The organism is Shewanella sp. c952 (assembly GCF_019654975.1).
Classification (GTDB): domain Bacteria; phylum Pseudomonadota; class Gammaproteobacteria; order Enterobacterales; family Shewanellaceae; genus Shewanella.
The window spans coordinates 1-24,285 of sequence record NZ_BPEW01000017.1; the positions used below are offsets into that span (position 1 = coordinate 1).

General features: G+C 43.2%; 21 protein-coding genes and 1 tRNA gene. 12 read left to right on the plus strand and 10 right to left on the minus strand.

What is annotated here, in order from left to right; translation table 11 throughout:
- Nucleotides 1-548 precede the first annotated feature (548 nt).
- The 3 genes from K5R16_RS12415 to cydX are packed head-to-tail and all read left to right on the plus strand — an operon-like array spanning nt 549 to nt 3,391.
- Nucleotides 549-2,105, plus strand: coding sequence for a cytochrome ubiquinol oxidase subunit I (locus K5R16_RS12415; RefSeq protein WP_220737881.1), 1,557 nt, complete (start codon nt 549-551; stop codon nt 2,103-2,105).
- A gap of 15 nt (nt 2,106-2,120) precedes the next feature.
- Entirely contained in the window at nt 2,121-3,260 is a 1,140-nt protein-coding gene (gene cydB, locus K5R16_RS12420; RefSeq protein WP_220737882.1) for a cytochrome d ubiquinol oxidase subunit II, read from the plus strand.
- A 14-nt stretch (nt 3,261-3,274) separates the two neighbouring features.
- On the plus strand, nt 3,275-3,391 hold the full coding sequence (cydX, locus tag K5R16_RS12425) for a cytochrome bd-I oxidase subunit CydX (RefSeq protein ID WP_220737883.1): 117 nt from the start codon (nt 3,275-3,277) through the stop codon (nt 3,389-3,391).
- Between the two features lie 106 nt (nt 3,392-3,497).
- Here cydX and K5R16_RS12430 read toward each other — a convergent pair whose 3' ends face one another.
- The 4 genes from K5R16_RS12430 to K5R16_RS12445 all read right to left on the minus strand — a co-directional run bounded on the left by K5R16_RS12430 (nt 3,498) and on the right by K5R16_RS12445 (nt 10,539).
- Nucleotides 3,498-3,821 carry a hypothetical protein gene (locus K5R16_RS12430; RefSeq protein ID WP_220737884.1) on the minus strand — a complete coding sequence of 108 codons (324 nt, stop codon included), beginning with the start codon at nt 3,819-3,821 and terminating at the stop codon, nt 3,498-3,500.
- Between the two features lie 262 nt (nt 3,822-4,083).
- The gene (locus K5R16_RS12435) at nt 4,084-6,087 is read right to left on the minus strand and encodes a methyl-accepting chemotaxis protein (RefSeq protein WP_220737885.1); all 2,004 of its coding nucleotides are present in this window, start codon (nt 6,085-6,087) and stop codon (nt 4,084-4,086) included.
- A 244-nt stretch (nt 6,088-6,331) separates the two neighbouring features.
- Nucleotides 6,332-9,421: an efflux RND transporter permease subunit gene (locus K5R16_RS12440; RefSeq protein WP_220737886.1), complete on the minus strand. Its 3,090-nt coding sequence runs from the start codon at nt 9,419-9,421 to the stop codon at nt 6,332-6,334.
- Between the two features lie 5 nt (nt 9,422-9,426).
- On the minus strand, nt 9,427-10,539 hold the full coding sequence (locus K5R16_RS12445; protein WP_220737887.1) for an efflux RND transporter periplasmic adaptor subunit: 1,113 nt from the start codon (nt 10,537-10,539) through the stop codon (nt 9,427-9,429).
- 163 nt (nt 10,540-10,702) lie between these two features.
- Here K5R16_RS12445 and K5R16_RS12450 point away from each other — a divergent pair, with 163 nt between their 5' ends.
- Both K5R16_RS12450 and K5R16_RS12455 read left to right on the plus strand, forming a co-directional pair.
- The gene (locus K5R16_RS12450) at nt 10,703-11,317 is read left to right on the plus strand and encodes a TetR/AcrR family transcriptional regulator (protein ID WP_374758398.1); all 615 of its coding nucleotides are present in this window, start codon (nt 10,703-10,705) and stop codon (nt 11,315-11,317) included.
- Between the two features lie 109 nt (nt 11,318-11,426).
- A complete protein-coding gene (locus K5R16_RS12455; RefSeq protein WP_220737889.1) occupies nt 11,427-12,311 on the plus strand; it encodes an autotransporter outer membrane beta-barrel domain-containing protein in 885 nt (294 codons plus the stop codon).
- Nucleotides 12,312-12,332: 21 nt separating this feature from the next.
- On the opposite strand, the gene K5R16_RS12460 is transcribed toward K5R16_RS12455, so the two are convergent.
- Both K5R16_RS12460 and K5R16_RS12465 read right to left on the minus strand, forming a co-directional pair.
- On the minus strand, nt 12,333-12,893 hold the full coding sequence (locus tag K5R16_RS12460; RefSeq protein WP_220737890.1) for a chalcone isomerase family protein: 561 nt from the start codon (nt 12,891-12,893) through the stop codon (nt 12,333-12,335).
- A 22-nt stretch (nt 12,894-12,915) separates the two neighbouring features.
- On the minus strand, nt 12,916-13,395 hold the full coding sequence (locus K5R16_RS12465) for a DUF2947 domain-containing protein (protein ID WP_220737891.1): 480 nt from the start codon (nt 13,393-13,395) through the stop codon (nt 12,916-12,918).
- Nucleotides 13,396-13,892: 497 nt separating this feature from the next.
- On the opposite strand from K5R16_RS12465, the gene K5R16_RS12470 reads away from it, so the two are divergent.
- The 5 genes from K5R16_RS12470 to K5R16_RS12490 all read left to right on the plus strand — a co-directional run bounded on the left by K5R16_RS12470 (nt 13,893) and on the right by K5R16_RS12490 (nt 20,288).
- Nucleotides 13,893-15,875, plus strand: a complete 1,983-nt coding sequence (locus K5R16_RS12470) for a methyl-accepting chemotaxis protein (RefSeq protein ID WP_220737892.1) — start codon at nt 13,893-13,895, stop codon at nt 15,873-15,875.
- Between the two features lie 441 nt (nt 15,876-16,316).
- Nucleotides 16,317-17,207: a hypothetical protein gene (locus K5R16_RS12475; protein WP_220737893.1), complete on the plus strand. Its 891-nt coding sequence runs from the start codon at nt 16,317-16,319 to the stop codon at nt 17,205-17,207.
- Nucleotides 17,204-19,801, plus strand: coding sequence for a hypothetical protein (locus K5R16_RS12480; protein WP_220737894.1), 2,598 nt, complete (start codon nt 17,204-17,206; stop codon nt 19,799-19,801). The genes K5R16_RS12475 and K5R16_RS12480 overlap by 4 nt, the downstream gene beginning before the upstream one ends.
- Nucleotides 19,798-19,983: a hypothetical protein gene (locus K5R16_RS12485; RefSeq protein WP_220737895.1), complete on the plus strand. Its 186-nt coding sequence runs from the start codon at nt 19,798-19,800 to the stop codon at nt 19,981-19,983. The genes K5R16_RS12480 and K5R16_RS12485 overlap by 4 nt, the downstream gene beginning before the upstream one ends.
- 2 nt (nt 19,984-19,985) lie before the next feature.
- The gene (locus K5R16_RS12490) at nt 19,986-20,288 is read left to right on the plus strand and encodes a hypothetical protein (RefSeq protein WP_220737896.1); all 303 of its coding nucleotides are present in this window, start codon (nt 19,986-19,988) and stop codon (nt 20,286-20,288) included.
- 288 nt (nt 20,289-20,576) lie between these two features.
- On the opposite strand, the gene K5R16_RS12495 is transcribed toward K5R16_RS12490, so the two are convergent.
- Both K5R16_RS12495 and K5R16_RS12500 read right to left on the minus strand, forming a co-directional pair.
- A tRNA-Arg gene (locus K5R16_RS12495) sits at nt 20,577-20,652 on the minus strand.
- 83 nt (nt 20,653-20,735) lie between these two features.
- Nucleotides 20,736-21,905 carry a flagellar assembly protein FlgT gene (locus K5R16_RS12500; RefSeq protein WP_220737897.1) on the minus strand — a complete coding sequence of 390 codons (1,170 nt, stop codon included), beginning with the start codon at nt 21,903-21,905 and terminating at the stop codon, nt 20,736-20,738.
- A gap of 264 nt (nt 21,906-22,169) precedes the next feature.
- On the opposite strand from K5R16_RS12500, the gene K5R16_RS12505 reads away from it, so the two are divergent.
- Together K5R16_RS12505 and K5R16_RS12510 are read left to right on the plus strand one after the other, a co-directional pair.
- Nucleotides 22,170-22,799, plus strand: coding sequence for a FlgO family outer membrane protein (locus K5R16_RS12505; protein WP_220737898.1), 630 nt, complete (start codon nt 22,170-22,172; stop codon nt 22,797-22,799).
- A complete protein-coding gene (locus tag K5R16_RS12510; RefSeq protein WP_220737899.1) occupies nt 22,800-23,258 on the plus strand; it encodes an LPP20 family lipoprotein in 459 nt (152 codons plus the stop codon).
- A 168-nt stretch (nt 23,259-23,426) separates the two neighbouring features.
- Here the strand turns inward: K5R16_RS12510 and K5R16_RS12515 are convergent, their stop codons facing one another.
- Both K5R16_RS12515 and flgM read right to left on the minus strand, forming a co-directional pair.
- A complete protein-coding gene (locus K5R16_RS12515) occupies nt 23,427-23,852 on the minus strand; it encodes a flagella synthesis protein FlgN (protein ID WP_220737900.1) in 426 nt (141 codons plus the stop codon).
- Between the two features lie 45 nt (nt 23,853-23,897).
- Nucleotides 23,898-24,221 (minus strand): flagellar biosynthesis anti-sigma factor FlgM, encoded by a 324-nt coding sequence (flgM, locus tag K5R16_RS12520; protein WP_220737901.1) that lies wholly within the window; start codon nt 24,219-24,221, stop codon nt 23,898-23,900.
- Nucleotides 24,222-24,285 lie beyond the last annotated feature (64 nt).

A 24,285-nucleotide genomic window follows, 5' to 3' on the forward strand; every position in this document is an offset into this window, starting at 1 on the left:
ATAACTGTAGTATTTAGGGTTAATTAAACTGACCCTTAATTTGATAATAAATTGTTAAATATAGTTTTGGTGATAATATTTACTGTAAACGTCTAAAAATAAGTGTCTTCGAGCTCTCGGCCTTTTTCCTACCATGGGTTTGTTGTGCTGTCAATGGTGGGGTGGGTGGATTTGTGTGCTCCCCCTCAAAACCCATGCAAAGCAAATGCATTGATTGATTTGAATCAATTTTGAATGGTATAAATTCACTACTGGAAGCCCCCGTTATGTATTGCAAGTAACTGATATTACTTATTTGTTATCAAAATACCTGCTCGAATGGGATGGTGGTCACAATAATTGCTTTTATTGAGATGTTACGCTGCAGCTTGTCAGTATTTTTGGCTTTAAATTACACAAATTATGAATTAAACAACGAAACGTAGCCAAGTAGGCCTTTTTTGAAGAAGAGTGCCTAAGTGTCTGCATTAATATTCCTATATAGGCAGTTATGATTGTTGATGGGGATCTAACAATAATAATTGGACGCACCACCTAAGGAGTCACAAATGATTTTAGAAGAGGTTGTTGAGCTGTCGCGCTTTCAGTTTGCGATGACAGCCATGTATCACTTCCTATTTGTTCCCTTGACCTTGGGGTTAGCATTTTTGCTAGCCATTATGGAATCACTTTATGTGATGACCAATAAGCAAATCTATAAAGATATGACCAAGTTCTGGGGTAAATTATTCGGTATCAACTTTGCACTTGGCGTAGCAACCGGTTTGGCGATGGAGTTCCAGTTCGGTACGAACTGGTCATACTATTCGCATTACGTCGGGGACATTTTTGGTGCACCACTTGCGATTGAAGGCTTGATGGCTTTCTTCCTCGAATCGACGCTAGTCGGTATGTTCTTCTTTGGTTGGGATCGCTTTAGCAAACGCCAACATCTTGCTGTAACTTGGTTAGTCGCTTTAGGCTCAAACATGTCAGCATTGTGGATCTTGGTTGCTAACGGTTGGATGCAAAACCCAGTTGGGTCAGTATTTAACTATGAAACCATGCGTATGGAGATGACCAGTTTTGCTGAAGTAATATTTAACCCTGTAGCGCAGGTGAAGTTTGTTCACACTGTTGCCTCTGGTTATGTTGCTGGCGCAATGTTCGTGTTGTCGATTAGTGCTTACTACATCTTGAAGAAGCGTGACTTGCCGTTTGCCCGTCGCTCATTTGCTATTGCAGCAAGCTTCGGTATGGCTTCTATCCTTTCAGTTATCGTACTGGGTGATGAATCAGGCTATAAAGTCGGTGAAGTACAACGTGTTAAGTTGGCTGCAATTGAAGCTGAATGGCACACTGAGCCAGCACCAGCTGCATTTACTGCGGTAGGTTTCCCTAATCAAGAAACACAGCACACCGATTATGCAATCAAAATCCCGTACGCGATGGGTATTATCGCTACGCGTTCACTGGATGAAGAAGTTATCGGGATTAAAGATCTGATTGCTGATCACGAAGTGCGTATTCGCAACGGTATGGTGGCATACGGCCTGCTTGAACAGCTTCGTGCTGGCAATGAAACACCTGAGATTAGAGCTGCATTTGAAGAGTCAAAAGTGGATCTTGGCTATGGTCTATTGTTGAAGCGTTATACCGATAAAGTGGTTGATGCAACGGATGAACAGATTAAAGCGGCAGCTGATGACTCTATTCCAAACGTAGCGCCTATGTTCTGGTCTTTCCGTGTCATGGTTGGCGCAGGGATGATCATGTTGTTAGTGTTTGCAGCAGCATTCTGGCAAAGCACACGTCATCAAATCGAAGAGAAAAAATGGGTACTAAAAGCGGCGCTTTACAGTCTACCTCTGCCATGGATCGCCATTGAATGTGGTTGGTTCGTTGCTGAGTATGGCCGTCAACCGTGGACGATTTCTGAAGTATTACCGACCTTTATGTCAGCTTCTAGTTTGTCGGTTAATGATCTATTGTTCAGTATCATTTCGATTACCGTATTCTATTCAATCTTGCTTGTGATTGAGCTCTATCTAATGATTAAGTTTGCTCGAAAAGGACCTAGTTGTTTGAAGACGGGTCGTTATCACTTTGAAAAGCTTGATGCCTAAACTGGAGATCTGATTATGTTTGATTATGAAATGTTAAGATTCATCTGGTGGGCACTGATTGGCGTGCTGTTCATCGGTTTTGCTGTCACCGACGGTTTTGATATGGGTGTGGGTGCGTTGCTGCCAATTATTGGTAAAGACGATACTGACAGACGTATTATGATTAACTCTATCGCGCCTCACTGGGATGGTAACCAAGTTTGGTTGATCACCGCTGGTGGCGCGCTGTTTGCTGCTTGGCCTATGGTCTACGGTGTGTCTTTCTCGGGTTTTTACGTCGCAATGATGTTGGTATTATTTGCGTTGTTCCTAAGACCTGTAGGCTTTGACTACCGTTCTAAGATTGAAGATCCAAGATGGCGTAAGTCTTGGGACTGGGCGTTATTTGTTGGTGGTTTTGTACCGCCACTGATTATCGGTGTGGCATTTGGTAATTTATTGCAAGGGGTGCCGTTTAACTTTGACGAATACCTTCGTGCAACCTACCACGGTGGCTTCTTCGGTCTACTGAATCCATTTGGGATACTTGCTGGCTTAGTGTGTGTAAGCATGTTTATGTTGCAAGGTTCTACTTGGTTACAGATGAAGACAGAAGGCGAGCTACGCGAACGTGCTGCCAAGATGTCGCAGTTACTGTCTGTGCTATTGTTTGTGTTCTTTGGCGCTGCTGGCGTATGGTTAATCAACGGAATTGATGGCTATGTGATTACCTCTGCAATCGACACGGCTGGCTTATCAGATCCAACCTTGAAGACTGTTGCAGTAGAAGCGGGTGCATGGTTAGTTAACTACGATAAGTACCCTGTGACTATGCTGTTCCCTGTATTGGGTCTACTGATGCCTATTTTGGTTTTGCTATCAAGCCGCATGAATCGTTCAGGTTTTGCGTTCTTCTTTAGCTCAATAGGTATTGCCGCTGTTATCTTAACGTGTGGCGCAGCGATGTTCCCATTCGTTATGCCGTCGTCACTAGAGCCAAACGTGAGTTTGACTATGTGGGATGCAACGGCGAGTGAAGTATCACTAACGGTAATGACATGGGCTGCAATCATCTTTGTACCGATTGTATTGAGCTATACAGTGTATACTTACTTGAAGATGTTTGGCCGCTTATCGCGTCAGTTCATTGAAAAGAACAAGACCTCACTTTACTAATAGGAGCCTAAATTATGTGGTATTTTGCTTGGATTTTAGGCGTATTGTTAGCCTGTTCTTTCGGTATTATTAATGCTCTTTGGTTAGAAAATACTGAAAATATGGACCGTGAAACTGAGACTGAAGATTAATATCTAACTCAATGACGCACAGTAAAAGCCCCGCAATCGCGGGGCTTTTTGTTTGTTATGGCTTCACTCTGAGATTAATCGACCCTTTAGATATTTATCTATGAAGTTAGAAATTGCTAAAACGTAAGGTCTGCAAAACAATCCCGATCGCTGTGATGAAGATGCCTAGATAAGTTAAGTACAGATGGCTTTTAGGTGAGAATAACAGTGGTTTCATGGTACAGCTTAGCGTCTGTTTTAAGGGGATAAAGAACATCTTTGGCAATAAGCCGGCACAAAATAGCGTGACTGAAGCACCTATATGGATCAACAGACTATCGAATTTCAGATCGGAGCTGAGGTAGTTATAACTTGCTGCGCTTGCAAGGATAAAGCTGGTGCCCCAGCAGAAGGTAGTTATTAATATATCTTTAAAATGCAAATCTGGCATTAACACTCCTTGTTAATCTATCATCTTGTTAATATTGTTTTTTTAATGGTGACAATCAGCTATAAGCGTATTCTTACACTAGCATTTTTAGTTATTTTTCTGAAGTGAATGCTTTTCAGATAGAAGCTGCCGAGTGATTACTGATGGCCATCAACTGTTGTTCAAAAGAAAAGGCAACAGTAATAATGCTGTTGCCTTTAGGCGGAACGCTATATTTATAAGCCCCTGACTATAGGGTGATTATAGGGCTGGTAGCAATACGCTAAGCCTTAAATACGCTGATTTTTTGTTTAATATCATCGGCAATTACCGCGAGATCTTCCGCTGAATTAACCGTGTCACCTGAGCGCTGCTCACCATCTCTAGCAAGCTCCGTTATTTGGTGCAGATTTCGAGTGATCTCTTCAGCCACTGCACTTTGTTGTTCAGTTGCGCTGGCAATACTGCTTGAAGCTGTTGCAAGTTCACCAATACTTTCGGTAATAGTGATTAATAGCTCTGTAGCTTCCTTGCCCTGTATTGCTGAGCGATCACCAAGCTCATTGCTTTGGTTCATTTGCGTCGCAGTGGCTTTTACTTGAGTTTGCAACTGACCAATAGTTTGCGAGATCTCAGAGGTCGACGTTTGCGTACGTTGAGCTAACGTACGCACTTCATCAGCAACAACAGCAAAGCCTCGACCTTGTTCTCCAGCTCTTGCAGCTTCAATGGCGGCATTGAGTGCCAGTAAGTTAGTTTGTTCTGCGATGCTATTAATGACTTCAGTGACCTGGCTAATGGCGATGCTTTCTTTACTAACAAGTTCGACACTCGTATGGCTGGTTGCTAGCTGCTGGCTCAGTGCTTCTAAACCATGTAAGAGCTGCTCTAAGTGTTGCTTACCGTCTTGGCTCGCGATATCAACTTGCTGGCTCATGCTTGCGCCTTCACTTGCATGATTAGCGACATCACGAACCGATGCTGACATCTCTTCGATTGCGGTGGCTATTTGGTCCGTTTGCGCCATTAATGCTTGAGACTCTTCGCCATTTAATCTGGCTGTTTCTTGAGTTTGCATAGCGTGCGCTTGCAAAGAGGTTACTGATTGCTGCAGCGAAATAATTAACTCGCTTAAGTTTGTCGCCATGCGCGAGGCACTTTGGGTGATCTGGTCAACCTCATTTTTTGAGTTAGTATCTGTTTTAGCAAAAGACTGCGAAAGATCGCCTTTACCCAAGTTGTCTAGCTGTACTTCCAACACTCTAAGAGGTTTTAGTGTTCTAAGTAAGATTAATGACAGCAATAGAGTAATCACCAGTAACCCAATAACACTGACGGTAAAGTTTATAGACAGTAGCTGACCACTCTCTTCATTAAGTTCTTTCATAGGCACTTGACCCACTAATGCCCAGTTCCAGCCTGGTATATTAATGGTGTAAGCGTATGACATTGAGCCATTATTATTGCGGTACTCAAATGAGCCTCTGTCCATTAATGCTTGCTCAATGGTGATACCGTTTAGCACCTGATTACCGACTTCAGCGCCGACCTCATCACCTGGGTGAGCCACAATAGTATTGTCTGACTTACGAATGATAAGGAAGCTACCTGATTCTTCTAAACGTAAGCTGTTAGTGGCTTTACGAAGTTGCTCTAGCGAAGCACTGATATCAAAACCGATATAGAGAATACCAATAACTACGCCAGAAGCGCTTTTTATTGGACGGTATACGGTCATGTAGTCTTTACCAAAGAGACGAGCGTATCCCTCATAGACTTGCCCTTTAAGCAATGTAGCGTAACCCGGATGGCTTTTACCTAGATGAGTCCCGAGCGCTCGCTTGCCATCAGCCTTTTTCAAGGAGGTAGCGATACGCATAAAATCTTCGCCATCCCTTACAAATACCGTTGCGTTACCGCCTGTTAGTTTTGAATAACGATCGACTTTACTCTTAGAGGAGTTGATCTGTTCACGTTCATGAACCAGTGCGGGGGTGGCTTTTCCCATGACTCGAACCGTTCTATCAGGCTTATGAAAATTACCTGGATACATGGCTCTAAAAACATCGGCATTACGATGAGCAAGCGCTAATAAGCTGTCGTATTGCAGTTCGATAAGGTCAGCGGTGCCATGCATTTGTGCTTGCAGCGCCGTTTCGGCTTTTTCTGTTAGCACATTTGAAGCAGACATATAGGAGATGCTGCCTAAAATGCCAAAAACGATAATAGTGAGAATAAATGCGACCAATCCGATCTGTTTGGCTACTGGCCAGTTTTTATAATTCATAACGGCTTCTAGTTATAGTTAGAAAGTAGCGGTTAATTTAATCGAATTTTCAAACAATAAATTTGATATAGGTCTATTAGTTATCGAATTTAGCTAAAAATGCTAATAATAAGTTTTTAATCTAATGAGTGTGCGGTAAGTATCTAATTTTCAAGTTTATATAAGCGTAATGTAATAAAGCCCTCTGCTGAGAGGGCTTTGTATTTTTGTCTTTTTTATTACAGAGTGGCAATGAAATAAAAATCTAACTTGCAGAAATGGTGTCCACGTTTGGAATCGGTTTATTAATAATGCTTTTTTTAGGTCGCATGATTAAGTGATACATAGTTGGCACCCAAACTAACGATAGAAGTGTTGTTAGCAGTGTTCCACCTGCAATAGCGATTGCGAAGGGGGGCCAAAACCCACCGCCGGCGATAATCAATGGCAGAAACCCACCAATAGTGGTAATGGTGGTCGAACCGATATGACGACCACAGCTGGCGACAAGATCAACAATTACATCTGTATCGCCTTTTCTAGCGGCGGCCACCTCTTCCAACTCAGCTAAAATAACAATCGCTGCATTAATCGCAAGTCCCATCAAACCCAGCAGACCAATTATCACGGTAAAACCGAACGGGTAACCAAAAGTATAAACGGCAAGTAATCCAAGCCCCGCAGATTGCATCGCGCTAAACAGTATAATGCCGGTTAGTCTGAATGAGTTGAATGACAACACCACAGTGGCAAAGAGCAGGGTAACCACTAACACTAGGTTGGACATCAAATTGCCGACTGCTTCATTACGTTTTGCGCTTTCGCCGCCGACCTCAATACGATAGCCTCCAGGTAAGGCAATAGCGTCTAGCTTATCTTTAGCGCGATCGAGTACTTCTTGCGGCAAGACACCGCTGGTGATGTATGCCTCAATCGTGTTGACTCTTTGTCCGTCTCTACGCGGAATCGCGCCGCGGCTCACCTCAATTTTGTTGCTTGATATCGCCGACAACGGAATACCATTGCCATTGCCCGACACCAACATTAATCCAGATAGTTTTGTTTGCTCTTCGCGAGTACTGTCGTGTAACCGTACTCTTATAGGTAGAGATTCTGTTTGCTCTAATATACTGCCGCCGTAAATCCCGGTGGTGGCCATTTCAACTTGCTTGGCAATATCCGTTAATGACAAGCCGCTCATCAGGCTGGCATCTTCATTGACCTGTAACCAAACCTTAGGCGCACCAGCACTTAAAGTCGCGCGAGTGTGGATAACGTCAGTAGTGTCACTGAGAACTTTCCTTACTTGCTCACCGAGTAATTTTAGTTGGTCGAGGTTCGGGCCAAAAATTCGCAGCTCTACCGGAGCATTAAACGGCGGTCCTTGTTCAAGCTTTCTGACAATGACCTGAGCTTGTGGAAAATCAATATCGAGCGATTTTTGTAGCTGTGGAATAAGTTTGTTTGCGGTATCAAAGTCACTGACCTTTACCATTGCTTGGGCATAATGACTCGCCCCTTGTTGACGCTGCAGTAGATTGTAGTAAAAAGAGGGAGCGTTACCGCCAATCACCCAATCTATTCGGGTGATGCCGTCAGTTTCTCTTAGGGCCTTATCCATCAACTCTACTTGAATACGAGTATTGTCGACACTGACATGGGGCGCTAAATAAACTTCTATTTGAAACATATCGCGATCTGAAGGCGGAAAGAATTGCTCGGTCATCTTGCCCGCGGCAATAAAGCCCATAACGGGGAGAATACCGATGACAACGGCTGATAGTAGCGGGCGAGACAGTGCAAAAGATAAACTGCGCCTAAAGGCATTGCTCATTAGTGGCAGCTTTATACCGTGGTGGTACCAGCGCGTACCTTTGCCATCAACACCAAAGCGACCCGCCAGTCCTGCAATGATGGTGTGCGAGATAATAAATGAGCCGAGTAGGGCGAACATGACTGAGATGGCAATACCACCAACAAACTCGCCGGCAGCGCCAGGCATCAATACTATCGGCGCGAAAGCTAGCATGGTGGTAATAGTGGAGCCTGCCAGTGGCAACCACAAATGCTGTAGCGTCTCTTTTACGGCGCGAATTCTGTCTTGCCCTTGCTGGCGTCGCTGAGAAATGGCATCAACAATAACAATAGCGTTATCAACCATGATCCCAAGCGCTACGACCAAACCTGTGACTGACATTTGATGAATAGGTAAGCCGATATACTTCATGCAGGCGAGGGTGAATAGCGCTGTGAGTGGCAGTGATAGCGAGACAATAACGGCATTTCTGAGGCCAAGGGTTAACATCAGTACCGCAAGAATTATCACAAAGCCCAGTAGCAGGCTACCGACTAATCCGCTCAGTCTGTCTGTGGTGTAATGCTCTTGATCAAATAACCACTCTATTTCAATATTGGCGGGGATCCCAGCTTGCATCTCATCGACAACAAGACGCACTTTTTCAAGCCAAAGATCGACGCGGGTATTGTTAAGCATACGGGCTGCAACCATCACCCCTTGTTGTTGCTCAACCAATGCAATACTGGTGGCTGGCATTTTCGGTTGTCTGCTAATGGCTGCGATATCGCCTAAACGAATGATTTGGCCGCTGTTGGTGACTTTTAAAGGTACTTCTCTAACACGTGCCATGGAGTCGAGTTCGCCAGAGACTTCTACTAGCGCTCGAAAATTATTGTTGTTGATTTCGCCAGCGGCCACTTTCGCGTCAGCGTTCTGTAATATTTGAGCGATTCCCTTGGGCGTCAATTGCAGTTGATTAACCTTATGGCCATCAAGCTGAACTAAAATTTCCTCAGTGGGTTGGCCGTAAAGTTTGACAAAATTGGTGCCATTTAACAGCCGTAGTCGGCTTTGAAGTTCTTTGGCATAGCGGTTTAACATGTCGGTGCGTACGGCGCCTTCTCCACGCCAAGCAATGCCTAGAATAGCGGTATTGGCGTAGCCAACTTTATCATCGAGAATGGCATTCTGCGCTGAGGTTGGCAGTAGACCTTTTGCATCAGAGATCATATCTCTTGCACGTGACCAAACTGGCGCAGTTTCTAACACATTATCTTTAAGCTCAAGTTGGATCACTGAGATCCCAGGTCGAGACGTGGACTGCACCAGCTTTAGCTCTTCTAAACGGCGTAGTTCACTTTCGAGTACTTCGGTGACCAGTGCTTCAACGCGTTCAGCAGATGCACCAGGGTAGTGAGTGATAACAGAGGCAAAGCGGTTGGTAATATCCGGATCTTCCATACGGGGGAGGCTTGATATTGCGCCTAAACCTGCAACTAATAACAGTGCGATGACTAAGCTAATTAAGCGGCCATTTTCTACTAATGCCTTAACCATTTCGACTACCTCGTTGCTAAGCTAGTTTGGCGAGTGACGATTTGACCCGCGACCAACTTATGCAAACCTTGGTCAACATAGGATTCGTTAGCGCTAATGGCACCATTTATAAAGGCTTTGTCTTTTGCGGTATAGATGATCTCTACATCTCTGCGCTCAATTCTGTCGCGTTGCTCATCATCTTGGCTAATAACATAGATGTTCCATAAGCCGCGAACGCCATCAGTTAATGCCGAGATAGGCACCCAGTAACCGTCTGCTTGTATCGCGTGTTGGTATGCAAGGTAACTCAGTTCACCATTGATGACGTCTGCATTAGCAGGCAGTGTCACTCGAAGCTCTACGGTGCGGGTTACCGGGTCTAGCTCAGCGCCTATACCGGCAATAATGGCTTGATAAAACTTATCTCTAACGCGCAAATCAACGGTTTGGCCACTGCTTAAACTATTTGATACCGCCACAGGGACACCAATATAGGCTTGTACATTGTTGTGCTCAATTAAGGTAAATACAGGGCTGCCGATACTAATCACTTCGCCAAGGTTATGGCGGCGTTTACTGATACTGCCACTAAAAGGAGCTAACAGATCTGATTTTTGTATTTTGAGTTGATTGGCTTGGAATGAAGCGGCGAGGCGACTTTTTGCTGCTAATAAGCTATTGAGCTGACCCTTTTGTTCATCTAGTTGTTGCTCTGAAGCGTAGCCCTGTTTCTTTAATTTTAAGCTTCTGTTTAAGGTTGCTGTCGCTAAGTCTAGATCCGCCTTATTTTGTGCAAGACTGGCGTTGAGTTCATTCTTCTCTGCTTGCAATAATCGGGTGTCTAGTTGAGCTAATAATTGTCCTTTGGCGACACTGTCTCCACTGTCGACCAAAAGTGCATTAATTTTCCCTGCTAATTCAAAACCTACGCCAGTGGTATTTCCTGCGCGAATGGTGCCTGAAAATTCTTGCGAGTAAGGGTAAGAAGATTCTGCCACTAATTCACTGCTACTTACGGATTGATAACTCGGGGCATCTAAAGTTGCAACGGGGGCATCTTGGCATGCAGTTAATAAGCTAACTGCAACTAAGCCGGTAATAAGCCTACGACGAGTCAAAACTCTCATAATATCCATTTTATAAAATCCGTTTGAGTTAAGTAAATGGTTAACACAGCGTAAAGGAAACGTTAAACTAGACTGTCTAGTCTATTTTGTAAGAACTAGACTGTCCAGTCCATTTTGTGATTAAATAGCTTAACTGATATTTTTCAGCAGCCTAAAAAGAGCGTAAATGCCAATGAATACTCCAGTGATGAGCCGTAGTGAGCAAAAAAGAGAGCAAATTCTACTTGCTGCTAAAGAACTCTTTTGTGAACAAGGCTTTCCTAATACCAGTATGGATGAAGTCGCAAAGCTTGCTGGGGTATCTAAGCAAACGGTGTACTCCCACTTTGGCTGTAAAGATGATCTGTTTGTGGCTTCGATTGAATCTAAATGCATCATGCATGGGGTTAACGATGAGATGTTGGCAGATCCATCGACACCGGAAACCACCTTAGCCTTGTTTGCTAAACACTTCGGTGAGGTGATCACCAGTCCCGAAGCGATTACCGTATTTAAAGCCTGTGTATCACAAGCCGATACCCACCCTGAGATCTCCCGGTTATTTTATAGTGCAGGTCCTGAAAACATACTGGACTTGTTAAGTGACTATTTTATTAAGGTGGCCGAACTAGGAATTTTCCAGTTTGATAACCCGCATCATTGTGCTGTTCGTTTTTGCTTATTGATGTTTGGTGAGATGAGAATGAAACTGGAACTGGGTTTAGATATCACTGAACTATTGGCTGATAGAGAGGCGTATCTAAGTGGTAGCGTTGAAATGTTTTTAAGTGCTTATAAGGTAAATTAAGTGTTAATTTTTCTTTCTGTTACAAAGTGATCCTATTTTCATTAACAAACGTAAGTTAGAGTCAGAATAACAATTAAAGATTGTCTCCTTTTCCGCTAATGGAGTTAGCATGCAAATAAAACCGATATTAATGACCTCAATGGTTGTCTCCACTATGGCGCTGTCGTCATATGCTTTTGCCAAACCCAGCAAACAATATTCACCGTTAAGCGTTAGTGTATCGAGAATTGCCACTGGAACCGCAGAGGTTGGCGAGCAAGGTAATGAATTACAACGCGATCAGTGGATGTTTGATTTAAAGACTGGCATGCCGCTCAATAAGCAGTGGATGATTGGCGCCAAGCTCGGTTACGACAACCTCGATTATGATTGGACATCGACCAGTATTGCCGGTCGACAGACTTGGGACAAGATTGAACGTTACCGCGCAAGTGTCTCTTTGTCTTACCGCCCAGATGACCATTGGATGTTCATATTAGCCCCTAAGATCCAATACGCTGCATCAGACAACGCTTCACTGAGTAATGCGCAGAGTTATGGTGCATTTCTATCAGCAATGTACCGTTTTGGCTCCGGCAATATGATTGGTTTTGGTGTGGGCTACCTTAATGATATTGATGAGGTTAGAACGGTGCCGTTTATTGCCGTTAACTGGCAAATAACCGACAAGCTTAAGCTAGGCAATCCATTCTCAGCTGGATTTAGCGGCCCTGCTGGTCTTGAACTCAGTTATGCAATGAATCCTGACTGGGATTTTGGGGTGGGAACATCTAAAAGAACTAACCGCTTCTTGATTGCTGATGATGAAGAGACGGCGGAGATCGATGAATGGGTTAGTTTTGCACGAGTCGGTTGGAAGGTGAACTCATCATTTAGTGTTAACGGTTACGCTGGTTACTTCTTTAATGGTGAACTTGAATTGAATCCGCAAAACAGTAAAGAAGAGATTGAAAGCCAAGGCGCATTGGCCTTGGATCTCACTTACAAATTCTAAGCCAATTTTGCTTAAAAGGTATTACTTGCCCAACATCGCTTTCTTTAAGCTTTTTTGGGCGGGTGCATCACCTAACCATATGTTTAACAACGCTTGGCGAAACGGCTCGCTAGTAATGGTTGCCTGAGCGGTACCATTTTTAAATGCGGTAACACCAAGCGCCTTACTTGCTAGCAGGGTGAACTGATCGCCCTCAATAATCTCGTCACTGAATAATCCCATAAACTGATCTATTTGATTTTGGATTGGCGCTGTATTGCCATCAGTCGCATCATCAAAACCTTCATTAATCGCATCAGCCATTTTCTCTGCGGTGATCATACCTGAAGTAATGTTCAACCTAACGGCTGCATTCTCAGCCGACAAAACTGCGGCGGTGGTATCTATGGTGTTAGGTACGTAAAGACTACCGACATAGAGATCGATAAAAAACTTACTGCGAACGCCTGCGCCATTGAGTACCAGTGTTTGTTCATTCAGCGTCACAGAGTCCTCAAGTTGAACCCCTGATACTTCTTTCGCTTGCAAGCTAAGGGGAAGCAGCAACGCAGTAGTAAGCGCTAATCTAGAAACAAATTTCATAATAACCTCAAGTCGATGTACGTTAGCCGCGTGATCCCAGCTTGTACTGGCCGCTTTGTAAAAACATGATTGCTTGTTTTTGTTTAGGTGAAATAAGCAGTGGACCATCATCAAAAAACAGGAAGCACTTCCAGTTCCTTACAAACACATCCCAACGTGTTTCAATGACTTGGTATTTCTCATAACAAAAGTAAACTTTAGCAGTATCTTGCCAGTCAATGTGCAGCGCTATTGGCTCAGGAATGGCGGCTTCTTCACTGTCCCAGGCACTTTGCCAATGTTCAGTATCGCTCCAAGCACTGTCTTTAGCGGCCCAGTCGCCCTTACCAAATTGCTCTGCATAGCTGCTTTTATTGCTGATCCATTTATTCCAAACTTCCATAGACGCTTTTTGAGAAAGTGGCTTAATCAGCGCTTTATCTTCATCGGTAACAGGTAAGTCTTTATGATTGAAAATCCACTTACGTTTGTATTGTGCTAACGGAATATAGGTGTCTGACACACGGCCTCTCTGTTGAATTTATTTTGCTAAACATGCAGTGCTCGACATTATATACGCAAACTAACTCTAGGGGCATATAGGAGCTCGTTTTTTAATTGCGGTAATGAGCTCTGTTGAACATTGAAAAATCGTTATCCGGTATGGATATTGTTTCGGCATAAAAATGCTAAAGAAGAATATGAAATCAATTAACACTATAATTTACAAGGGTATAACTCCTAATGGTCAACAGCTTAATACTCTGCTGAAGCAGACTAATTGGCCCTAATTTAGAGTAAGTTACTTCAAAATCTCATTTTGACTTTATAAAGGACACGATTTTTTAACATTTGCCGCGGTTGGTCTACTTTTTTTGTGACACAAGTTACAATACTGCTTCATTGGATATAATGTGCAAAATGTGTTCCTGTCGTATTGCACATTATTATTTTGCTTTCCATGTACTTTTATTTACATGAAAATCAATTGATTAAAAAGGGATAATTAAAAATACGTCTATGACACTAAAATACAAATTACTATATTCGTTTATTGTATTGGGGATGGTTCCCGCTGCCATCATTGCTTTTTTTGCTTTGTATATCGCTAGCGGCAGTATTGAAGAGCAAGCTTACGATCAGTTAACTTCAATGAGAGAAATCAAGAAAAACCAGCTGGAAGAATACTTCCTGCAAACTCAGAAAGATCTTTCTTTAATTAACACAGTATGGTCGGATAACTTAAAGCTCGATTCGGAGTTGAGACCTGAGTTGTTAGCCCAGCTAAAGCATGACTTCTTTGCGTCTTTTATCAAAGAGTACAACTATTACGATCTATTTATTATTGATGAAACTGGTGAGATATTTTATAGCGTCGCAAAAGAAGCTGACTATAAAACAAACTTAAAGACAGGGCCTTATAGAAACTCAGGTTTAGGACGATTATTCCAAAAGGTGAGCTTGAGTCAAAAGGTTGAAATAGAAGATTTTGCGGCTTATGCCCCCAGTAATGATGAACCCGCGAGCTTTATCGCCGAACCTATCGAGGTTAACGGCAGGGTGATTGGGGTCATTGCTCTGCAGCTATCCATAGAAAAAATAAACCAAATTATGCAATTTCGTCAGGGGATGGGACAAACCGGTGAAACCTACGTTGTTGGCGATGACTTCAAGATGCGTTCAGACTCCTTCTTAGATCCTATCGGACACTCTGTCGTGGCCAGTTTCGCGGGGAACGTCCGAAATAATGGCGTGCAAACTGAAGCGGTTAGCGCGGGCATTAGAGGCCAATCGAGTACCGATATCGTTATCGACTATAACGGTAATCCGGTTTTATCATCTTACACTCCAGTGGAGTTTCTAGACTTATCTTGGGTGTTACTGGCAGAGATTGATGAGTCGGAAGCCTTTGCTGCGCTAAATTACCTGCAAACAATAATCACTATTATCTGTTTACTAACTGTTGTCGGGATCATATTGGTGACTTTTTTTATTGCTAAATCGATACTTAAACCAATAGGGGGTGAGCCTGTAGAGATGGAATCATTAACCCGAAAAATTGCTGAGGGTGACTTGACGACTCACTTTAATAGCAACTCTAACCATACTGGCGTATACGCGTCGATGGTTTCAATGACGCAGAGCTTGACTCGCATGATGGGCTCTTTGACTCATGTAACTTCTGAGTTATCAAGCGCTGCTGAGCAAACCAGTAGCACCAGTGTGCAAGCCAGCGCTAGCTTACAAGAGCAGCAAGCGAGCATTGAAACGGTCTCATCTGCTATGTATGAAATGTCAGAAACTATCGAAAGTGTATCTGAAAATGCTCGTTCAGTGGCTGACTTGTCAAATAACGCCACTGAGACATCAAAGCTTGCCAGCCACAATGTTAGCAATACGATTGAAGAGCTACATGAGTTAGTGGATGAGGTGGGGACCGCCACGGAAGTGATTGCAGATATTGAATCAAAAAGCCAAGGCATTGGCTCTATCTTAGAGGTCATTCGAGGGATCTCTGAGCAAACTAATCTATTAGCACTTAATGCAGCAATTGAAGCTGCTAGGGCTGGAGAGCAGGGACGAGGCTTTGCTGTTGTTGCCGATGAAGTGCGTCAATTAGCGCAGAAAACACAGCTCTCTACTACCGATATCGAAGAGATGATTGCACAACTTCAGCTAGATACACAAAATGCCGTCGCGGTGATGAAGCAGAGCAGCGAACACACGCAAAAGACGATCAAAGCGGCTATCAGCAGTAAAGAGTCTATCCAACTTGCAATGGAGGAGATGCTAAGTATCTCAGCCAATGCGGAGCAGATCGCAACTGCCACGAGCCAACAATCATTAGCGGCCCAAGAGATAAGCCAGAGTATCACGGCGATTAATGACACTGCGGCGCAAAATGCAGCGGGTTCTGAGCAAGTTGCGGCGGCAAGCGAACATATTGATCAGCTATCAAAGCAGCTAAGTGCGTTAACCGCACAATTTAAAATCAACTGTTAGCCAAGGGTAACGGCTATTCTCGACGTTTAAAATTAAAACACTAACTACAATAAAGTGCCACCCTCGTTGTGGCACTTTATTGATGATTGCTATCGTTTTAGTCATCATCAGTTTAGTCAATCGCCCTTTGTCGGTCATTTGTTATTTACCTGTTCACTAGTGCACAGTTTCTATACTTAACGCACTAATTTTATTACTATTCGTTGCAATTCTTTAGGAGGTGTATTACTTTGCCAACATAAAACTAAAGAGGGATTTTTTGTGTTGTTACTAAGGACGGTTGGGCTATACGGCCTGCTCATATTTATACTCTGGGGCTGTGCGGTCGATAAAAGGCCTGATCAATACACCAGCGCTATTGCAGTAAGCGGATCTATATCTGCTCATGCCAGTCACCTTTCCCAATATAAGGACTTACAAAAAGCGCTAAAGTATAGAAATTTGAGCGTAACTGATGCGGGCCAAATATTACCTATTAATCAGAGTGTTTGTAATGCTGCGCTTTTCTATCGTGTCACTCAAGCCTCATTTCCTCAGTATGTAGGCAAACATCAAGATCTACTGTCAGGCTTCTATATCGATGTCGCGCGAGTGGATCATCGCTGGCTGGTGGTCGACACGGACAATGACTTCTCAGCGGTCAGCAACCAACAAGATCTGACCGAAGTCGCTGCAAGCCTAATGCCTAAAATGATGCGACAAGACACCATCGTTATTAGGCCTGAACCCGGTCTTGATAGCTCCAGCTTGACTGATTTAGTGCAAACCGCCAAATCGCTTTTCTTAGGTCATAGACTACAATTTGTCGTCGCGAAACATCAACTTGCATTAGTGAATAACTTAGCTGTTGAGCCACTATCTACAACCCCCTCGCAATCCTATGGTTTTATCGCCGCGACGAATCAAACCTCAGATGCGCGTAAGCGTATGCTAATGACCATGGATAGTTTTGATGTTGCAGACCCGACAGCCATCGTTGTGGATTCCCAACCGCTAATTGCCTGTATGCAAGCTAATAAGCATGCCATTTTGTCGCCAACGCAAAACGTAACTGCAGCGCCACTTAAAGTCGATGCAGTTTTACTGGCCAGTGTTTTGCCAACTAATGCCGACTTTAACCGTTTATCTGAGCAGCAACAGCTGCTCAGCCAAGGCCAATATCTCAGCATTAATAACCAGCAACTGAGTTACCGTGTGGGTAACAAACCGTTGAGTAATCGCTGCAGTTTGCTAAAGAAAGGCGATGAAAATTATCAATACTGCATAGACAGACAACAAGATGGCGACACGGTCATCACGACGAAAAAATACATTATGAAGAAACAGAAATGAAGCAAAGTAAGTTTTCAAATCATGCAAAAATCTGGATGTTGCTCGGTCTATTTATCGTTTATGTCTGTTTAGAGTTATCGCTAAACATCTTATTGATTGATATGTATGCTCAGCCGATCCAGGCTGTTTTTGGGGAACATCTAATTACGGCAGAGCGGCTAGAGTTGTTTGGTCGAACCCTGTCTGGTTTTGGTTTAGCACTGGCTGTTGCCACCTTTATTCCAGCCAAACAGTTTAATTTACTTATTCGTGATAAAAGCCAGAAAGTAACAGAAAATACAGCGTTAACACCTAAAACAGCTCGACTTATAAACGGTTTTTTTCGTCCGTTGTTGCTTGTGGTTGTTTGGGCGTTAATTATCCCTTGTTTAAGGATTGCGGTCGATGGCATTGTCGATACAACTTCAAATGAGAAGAAATTGGGCGCAGTGCGAGCCATTGTCTATAAAGAGGCGTATTTAGCAGAAACCGTCGCCATTGACGGATTCCCGCAGTTTGATGAAATTGTTAGCGACCCGAAACGTAGAGATTTGATGGTGGCGCTTATTCCATCTTTGGCTTATTTTTCTCGCGGATTTAATCAGTTGATCGAATCTAACTTAGAGAACATGGCTGATCAGTTCTTGCTTAACCGCCAAGAGGAGTATTTCATTAAAGACGCTATTCCTCGAATTCGGCAGTTTGACCGTACCTATAAACAGGAGTTGGCAAGTTACCAAAAGGCGAGCAAAGGCTACCTTGAGGCGCTAAAGAAAGAGAATAACTACTCGTTGATTGAGCGAGAGCGAGTTACTTTACAAAATAAAGCCAACAACAAAATAAATAATCATTGGAAGAGCTACTCACAGGCATTGCTAGATGCCGATAACTATAAAAAAGAGGTCGCAGAGGACTCCACTAACGCGATTAGAAAGGGTTATAGCTCAATCAAAGATGACTATTTTAGCTCAAACTGTAATTCAGCATGCCGCCGGCAACTTAAAGTTGATTTTGCACAGTACCTAACGACGCTTAAATATGACACGGGTGAATCGTTCGGCGTTTATTTGACTGCTGATGATATTACTGTCGCCAAAATGTTGAAGTCGAAATACTACCTCATGGCAATGTTTGAGCGTGGCCGTATCAACTATATTCACCGCGTATACGGTATTCCAGAAGATATGGAGTATGAGGAATACAACCGGTCATCTCAGGCATTAAAAATCGCAGTCTCTCAATTTAAAGAGCAGGGCGTTAAGGTTGCTGATAACTGGAGTTTTAATAATGAAAGAGCCTTGCATCAGGCGATTGAAGCTAAGTACAAGGGCCGTGCTAAAGCGCTTTGGGCTGAGTACCGTAAAAACTCTCGCTTTGCAGTGGCTAAACCTCGTTTAGATCGAGTGGGTTTTGCTCGTTTGCCACAAGTAACCCAATACGCCCAGAAAACCCTTGGGAGTTACTATTTAGCAGAATTTAGCCCCAGTATTTCTGAGAGTAAATATAAGAAATTATGGCTCAACAAGCAGGACAATATCTCCTTTATTAAAATGGTGACCTCTACAGCGGCCACTGCGGCATTTTCGCCTGGTGGGAGCATGTTCATGCTAGGAAAAGATGCCGTTAAGCTAGCGGTTATTCCGCCTATGAGTATAGCGGCGAGCTTAATAGCTATATTTTTGCTGTTTATTAAGCTTGCTGTGTATCTATGGCCTAAGAATAAGGGGTATTTAACGCTGGCAATGCTCGCCGGTATATTGGCATTTGCCTTGCCTGTAGGCGCCTCGATCGCGAATAAAAATGCCTACCACACTATGATGGGCAATTTCGCAAAAGCATTCAGCACGGTTGACCCTTTCGATAAGTTTTTCACTGTCGGCTTTGGTTATGTACTTGATATTGAAAATGGTATTTTCCAAACCTACCGTGGTCTTAAGGTTGTTAGGTTAGTCGGTAAAGTCATTAAATACCAGCCACCATCTCAAGCAGACAACACTGAAGATATGCCAACTGAGGTTATCGCTGATCATGACGAGCATCTATTAAGAAGCTATGATGACTTTGCCTATAACTGGCTGTCATTCTTGCCTAAATACTTTGGTTTTGGCGAGGTGATTAAACCTTTCGACACTAATATTACCGTGCTAAAACAAGACATGAACGTAGGTGCATATATGGGCGTTCGGTTAGAGAATGAAAAAGTGGCTGCCGTTAATATGCCTAATTTCATGCAAAATTCTGACATTGGGTTGCTAGCCGATCAAAAGTTTTTCTATAAACCAGATGTCAAAGGGTTGGTTGAAGAGTTCTCCTCTAACTATGACGATCCACAATATTGGTTACAACTGAGCCAAGGCAATATCGGTAAACAGTCATTAATGCAGAAGCTTGAATTGAATATGACTGCGTACCTTAATAGCAAAGCATCCACTTTAGCACTGCTCAATACCTTAAATAAGAAAGGGCAGAATAATCTGATTTTGCTTGAATTAGAGCGCAACAAAAAGTACCGCTGTTTTGTGCTCGGTGTTGTTGATGCACAGATGATCAGTGACTCGATTAATGTCAATTTTTTCGATTACCAAGAGCTTCCTAAATGTAAGGCTGTCCTATGATAAAGAGTATTTCTAATAAGATTATAGAGTGGCTGACGAAGAATTTAGTGCTGCTGTTTATGGTCGGTGTTCTATTTGCCAGCATTCAATTTTTTAATGCGCGAGAGCATCAAGCAATAAGCGATGCAGCAAAGCAAGCTGAAATGATAAAAATTAAACTTTCAATGATTACGGAACAATAACTATGACCACGGAAACTAAGAGCAAGCGCTTCTCTTTTGAATTTGATGTGTTTAGCCTACTGACGCTAGCTGCCGTTTTATATCTAGCCTACAGTGCTCACATGACTAATATGAAAAATGCCGAAAAGTTAAATGGCCTGCTGAGTAAGTACGAACAAACTCTTGATGCGGCGATTGCCAATGATAAAGTGACTTTGGATCGTTACCAAAAGAATGTCAAAAAAGCGGTGCAGTCACTGTCGCCTAAAGAGAAGGAACTGATGCTGGCCTTGCTTGAAATCGATAGAAAGAAAAATACTCTTTAACGATGTCTATCTAGTTAGTCGCTATTGGCTTTAATAGTTCCAGTAGAGATTATCCCTAAAGAGAATAAAACCTCCACTTGGAGGTTTTTTTATAGGTAAATATCAAGCTTGAGATCTTTACTCTATTTGGGGGACATAGTGTTAAGTTTAGTCGCTTTGACTGATAAATGGCTGGAAGGTAGCTAAAGATGAAAGTAAAGCAATAGACGAAATAGCTAACAGGAATTACAGCTTTTAGTGAAAAACTGATATTTACTGTTTTTTAATTGCATATACAAAAGCTGTATATGGTCTCCCCACAGGGACTCGAACCCCGATCGATCGCTTAGGAGGCGACTGCTCTATCCTGTTGAGCTATAGGGAGACGCCAGTGATTATACTGGTTTTACTCTAGATAGAAAGAGTGTATGAAAACTCTTTGGCTTTATCTGCTTGGTTTTTAATCGGTTAGAGTTTTATCACTAGATCATTGAGCTGAATGTTCAGTGATGCGCTCACACCTTTGAGCACTGCTGTTGCGCTTTCTTCGGTCACTTGGTCGATAGTGATGGTGGCTTTACTCTTACCCGCTACCGCGCGCATATTTTCGAGTCTATCGGGCATATTCTGTTGCAGTACCAGTTGCATCGTGTCGCCGACTCGAATGCCATTACGACGTCCAAGGTTAAGGATCACTCTGTTGGCCTGTCTGGCAATGACTTGTCCTAATAGCGGGCGGCAATTTAGCGTACTGTCTATATCTTCGCTAGCTTCGACTAACACACCCTTTATCATTTCACCGTACTCAGATCGCCAAAATTGGTCGCTATTAGAGTTGACGGTTTGCTGTAATGAAAACTCCCACTCTGCGGTTTGGCTATACTGTTTACTCCAAACCTTCTCACCACTAATGGCATGGAATAGTGATAACCTAAACTGGAACACGCGCATTGGATCATTTTCCCATAAGCCAAAGGTGCGAGTAGATTGCTCGGGGGAGATATCGATAATTTCAGGTAGTAAAATATATTGGCTATCAGTGATTTCGCCTAACCAACTTGGTAGTCTATAGCCGCGAACATCGACGAGTGCTTGATCAACATCTAAACGTTCGTTGGCATGAAGGTGAGTAAAGCTGCTGCTGGAGTGGTTTTCAATAGTCTGTGCCAATTGCTCTGACAAGTTTTGTTCGAATAAGCCTAAGTTGCCATATCTCAATTGTGCTCGGTCTTTAATTAATGCTTGCGGCACCAAAATAGAGGCTTTTAGTTTACTGTTTTCACAGGCTTGTTCGAATGGCTCAATCATATCTATCCGAACATTAACCGTAATGTAACCGTCCTCTACTTGCTCACTCACCATCTCTACTTGTTGGCTCTGTGCATTGTGGCTGAGGGTAAAGCTATCGTTGACCAGTTGGCCATTTATAACCGTTTGTTCACTTGAAAAGCGTGCGCCAGATTTTAAAGTGGCGTAACTGACTGCTTGTTCAATGGCCTCTTGGCGTGCTTTGACTAAGTTGTTGTCAATGATCTTGGCCTGGCCACTGGCCTGGATCCACTGTGCTTGCACGGGGGAGGTGATAAAAAGTGTGCAGGCTAAAATAATGTTAGTGATAATAAGTGAGCCAAGTTTCATATTAATTTTCCAGGTCTTTACGCTGCAGAGCAACGAATAAAAGGGTGACTGTTTGCTGTAATGAGAGGGGCAATTAATGCCGGCAAAATGACAGTCGTATTGATATGTCTAGAATTAAGCAATAATCGTGCCTTTTATAAATCTGTGGCAGCACATTTAGCCGTAAAGTTATTCAGCTGTACGCCGATAACAGCATTAGATAATCATATTCTTTTGGATATGCTTTTAGGCCAATTTGGGTTTCTGAAAGACAGGAATACAACGATGTATAAGATATTAAGCTTGCTACCATTGTTAATGCTGCTTGGCTGCGCGATGACGCAGGAAGAAGCGACTGACGAACAAGCTCTTGCCAGTGGCAATGGCTTGCCACATTTGTCGTCAATTAACCATTTGGCTCAGCAGATGGTCAATGAGTTGGTAAGACAAAATGACAGCTTAAAGCCCACTCAACCTTTGTTAGTGGCTACGCCGGTCATGCTAAGCGATCTCGTAACCACTAATGAGCTGGGTCTGCAATATCAACAAGGGCTAATCGCGGCATTACATGATCATCAATTTAATTTGATCGACATGAATGTGGCGGAAACACTGCGAGTGACTCAGGAAGGCGATTTCATTCTGACTCGCGATTGGCAGCAATTACCCGCCAATATAGATGTTAGGCATGTGGTGGTGTCAACGATGAGTCCAAGTAAAGAGGGAGTCGTTGTTTATAGCCGCATTGTGGATGTCAGTAACAATCGAGTGATATCAGTGGCTCAGAGCTTTGTACCAATAACCGCGATGCCAGATATGTTAACCCCTTCAGAGAAAGTCGTGTCTGAAAATGGTTTATTGTATCGCTCAGAACATGCAGGCCAGAAAGCGGTAAATCTTGGGGGAGCCAAATAGATGAGAGCGATAATAGTCATTGCAAGCTTATTAATTGCGAGCATATTTGCTGGTTGCGCAGCACAAGACCGCTATGTGCAATACGAGACCGAAGCGCCCGAATCCTTTCCGACATTAACCGCGATTGGTTATGCGACATTAGACAGTCAGCCTTCGAATGATCCCGCGCAGCGTGTCCTTATGGCGATGCAAGCCTCTAAAATTGCTGCTTATCGAGAGCTCGCCGAGCAGGTGTATGGTCAGCACTTAACTGCATCAAGCCAGATGAGTGATTGGATGTTATCGAGTGATGAGATTAAAGCATCGGTTTCTGGGGTTATTCGGGGCGCAAGGGTAGTGAAGAGTTATCCAGCCGGTGAGCACTATGTCACAGAGCTAGAGTTGGACTTTGAACAGGTTTGGGCGTTATATCAGCAACAGAACCGTTCTCAAAAAGTGAAAGAGATCACTTATTTTTAAGATAGGGTGTTCGCAAGCTTTTTATTAGAACGTCCGCGGGCCTGATGACAAGAACGCGCGTTTATAGGAATTAGATACAAGGAAAACTAGCGGCTGGGTTAGCTTGCTACAGCTAGAACCCAAAAAGCGAAGCATTAGCTTCGCTTTTTGTTTCGATACTTTAGGTGTTTAAGCTTTTAAATTGTTACCTAAGCTAGAAATACTTGAGGTGCGGCCTTTGCCATCATAGGTGAGGCTGGTAGAACTTCGACTGACCTGCAGTGCTTGAGAAAAGCGATTTAAGCTGGCTAGGCTCAATTCAATTAAAGATTCGTTCTCAGCGTTGAGTTGTTGGCACTCAGCGAGCAACCCCTTTGCTTCGCTAACTTGCTGAGATAATGTAGCATCGGTCTCTAATATACTTTTATCAGGCTGTGCGGCTATCATCTCATCGTTATGCTTTAAATTATCAAGTAAGCTCGCTTTGGTGCTCGCTAGCGCTAACAAGGTGTCAGCATCTTGCGACTGTAATGCTTGCTTTTCTTGACTGATAACGGCTTTAAGCTCAGTCAACACGGTATGTTGTGAGCTTAAAAGATGAGATAAATTTGTCATAATGGCCTTATCTGTTTTGCCTTAATCCGCATTTAGCGGCGACATTTAGTTTAAATCGCTGAGATCATTCTCGAAGTTTGCGATATTAGTTGCAAGTTTATCTGGATCGATTTTGTAACGACCTTCAGCGATAGCAGCTTTAATTTCGTCAACTTTCTTTTGGTCTATATCAGGCATATCAGCCATCTTCGTCTGTACGTTCTGGAGCTGTTGAGCCTGTGGCGTAATTGACACAGAGTCGGCTTTTTGTGCTGCTGCAGTTTGCGCGGGGGCTGCGGGGGCACTTTGTGCTGCAGAACCTTTGCCCGCATTACTGGTGTTAATACGCGCTGTTGCAGCGCTATTTACTTGTTTAATATCCATAGCCATTTTGGTATCCAACATTGAATAAAGAGACTTTCTTACACATGCTATCGGCGTGATAGCTGTTAAC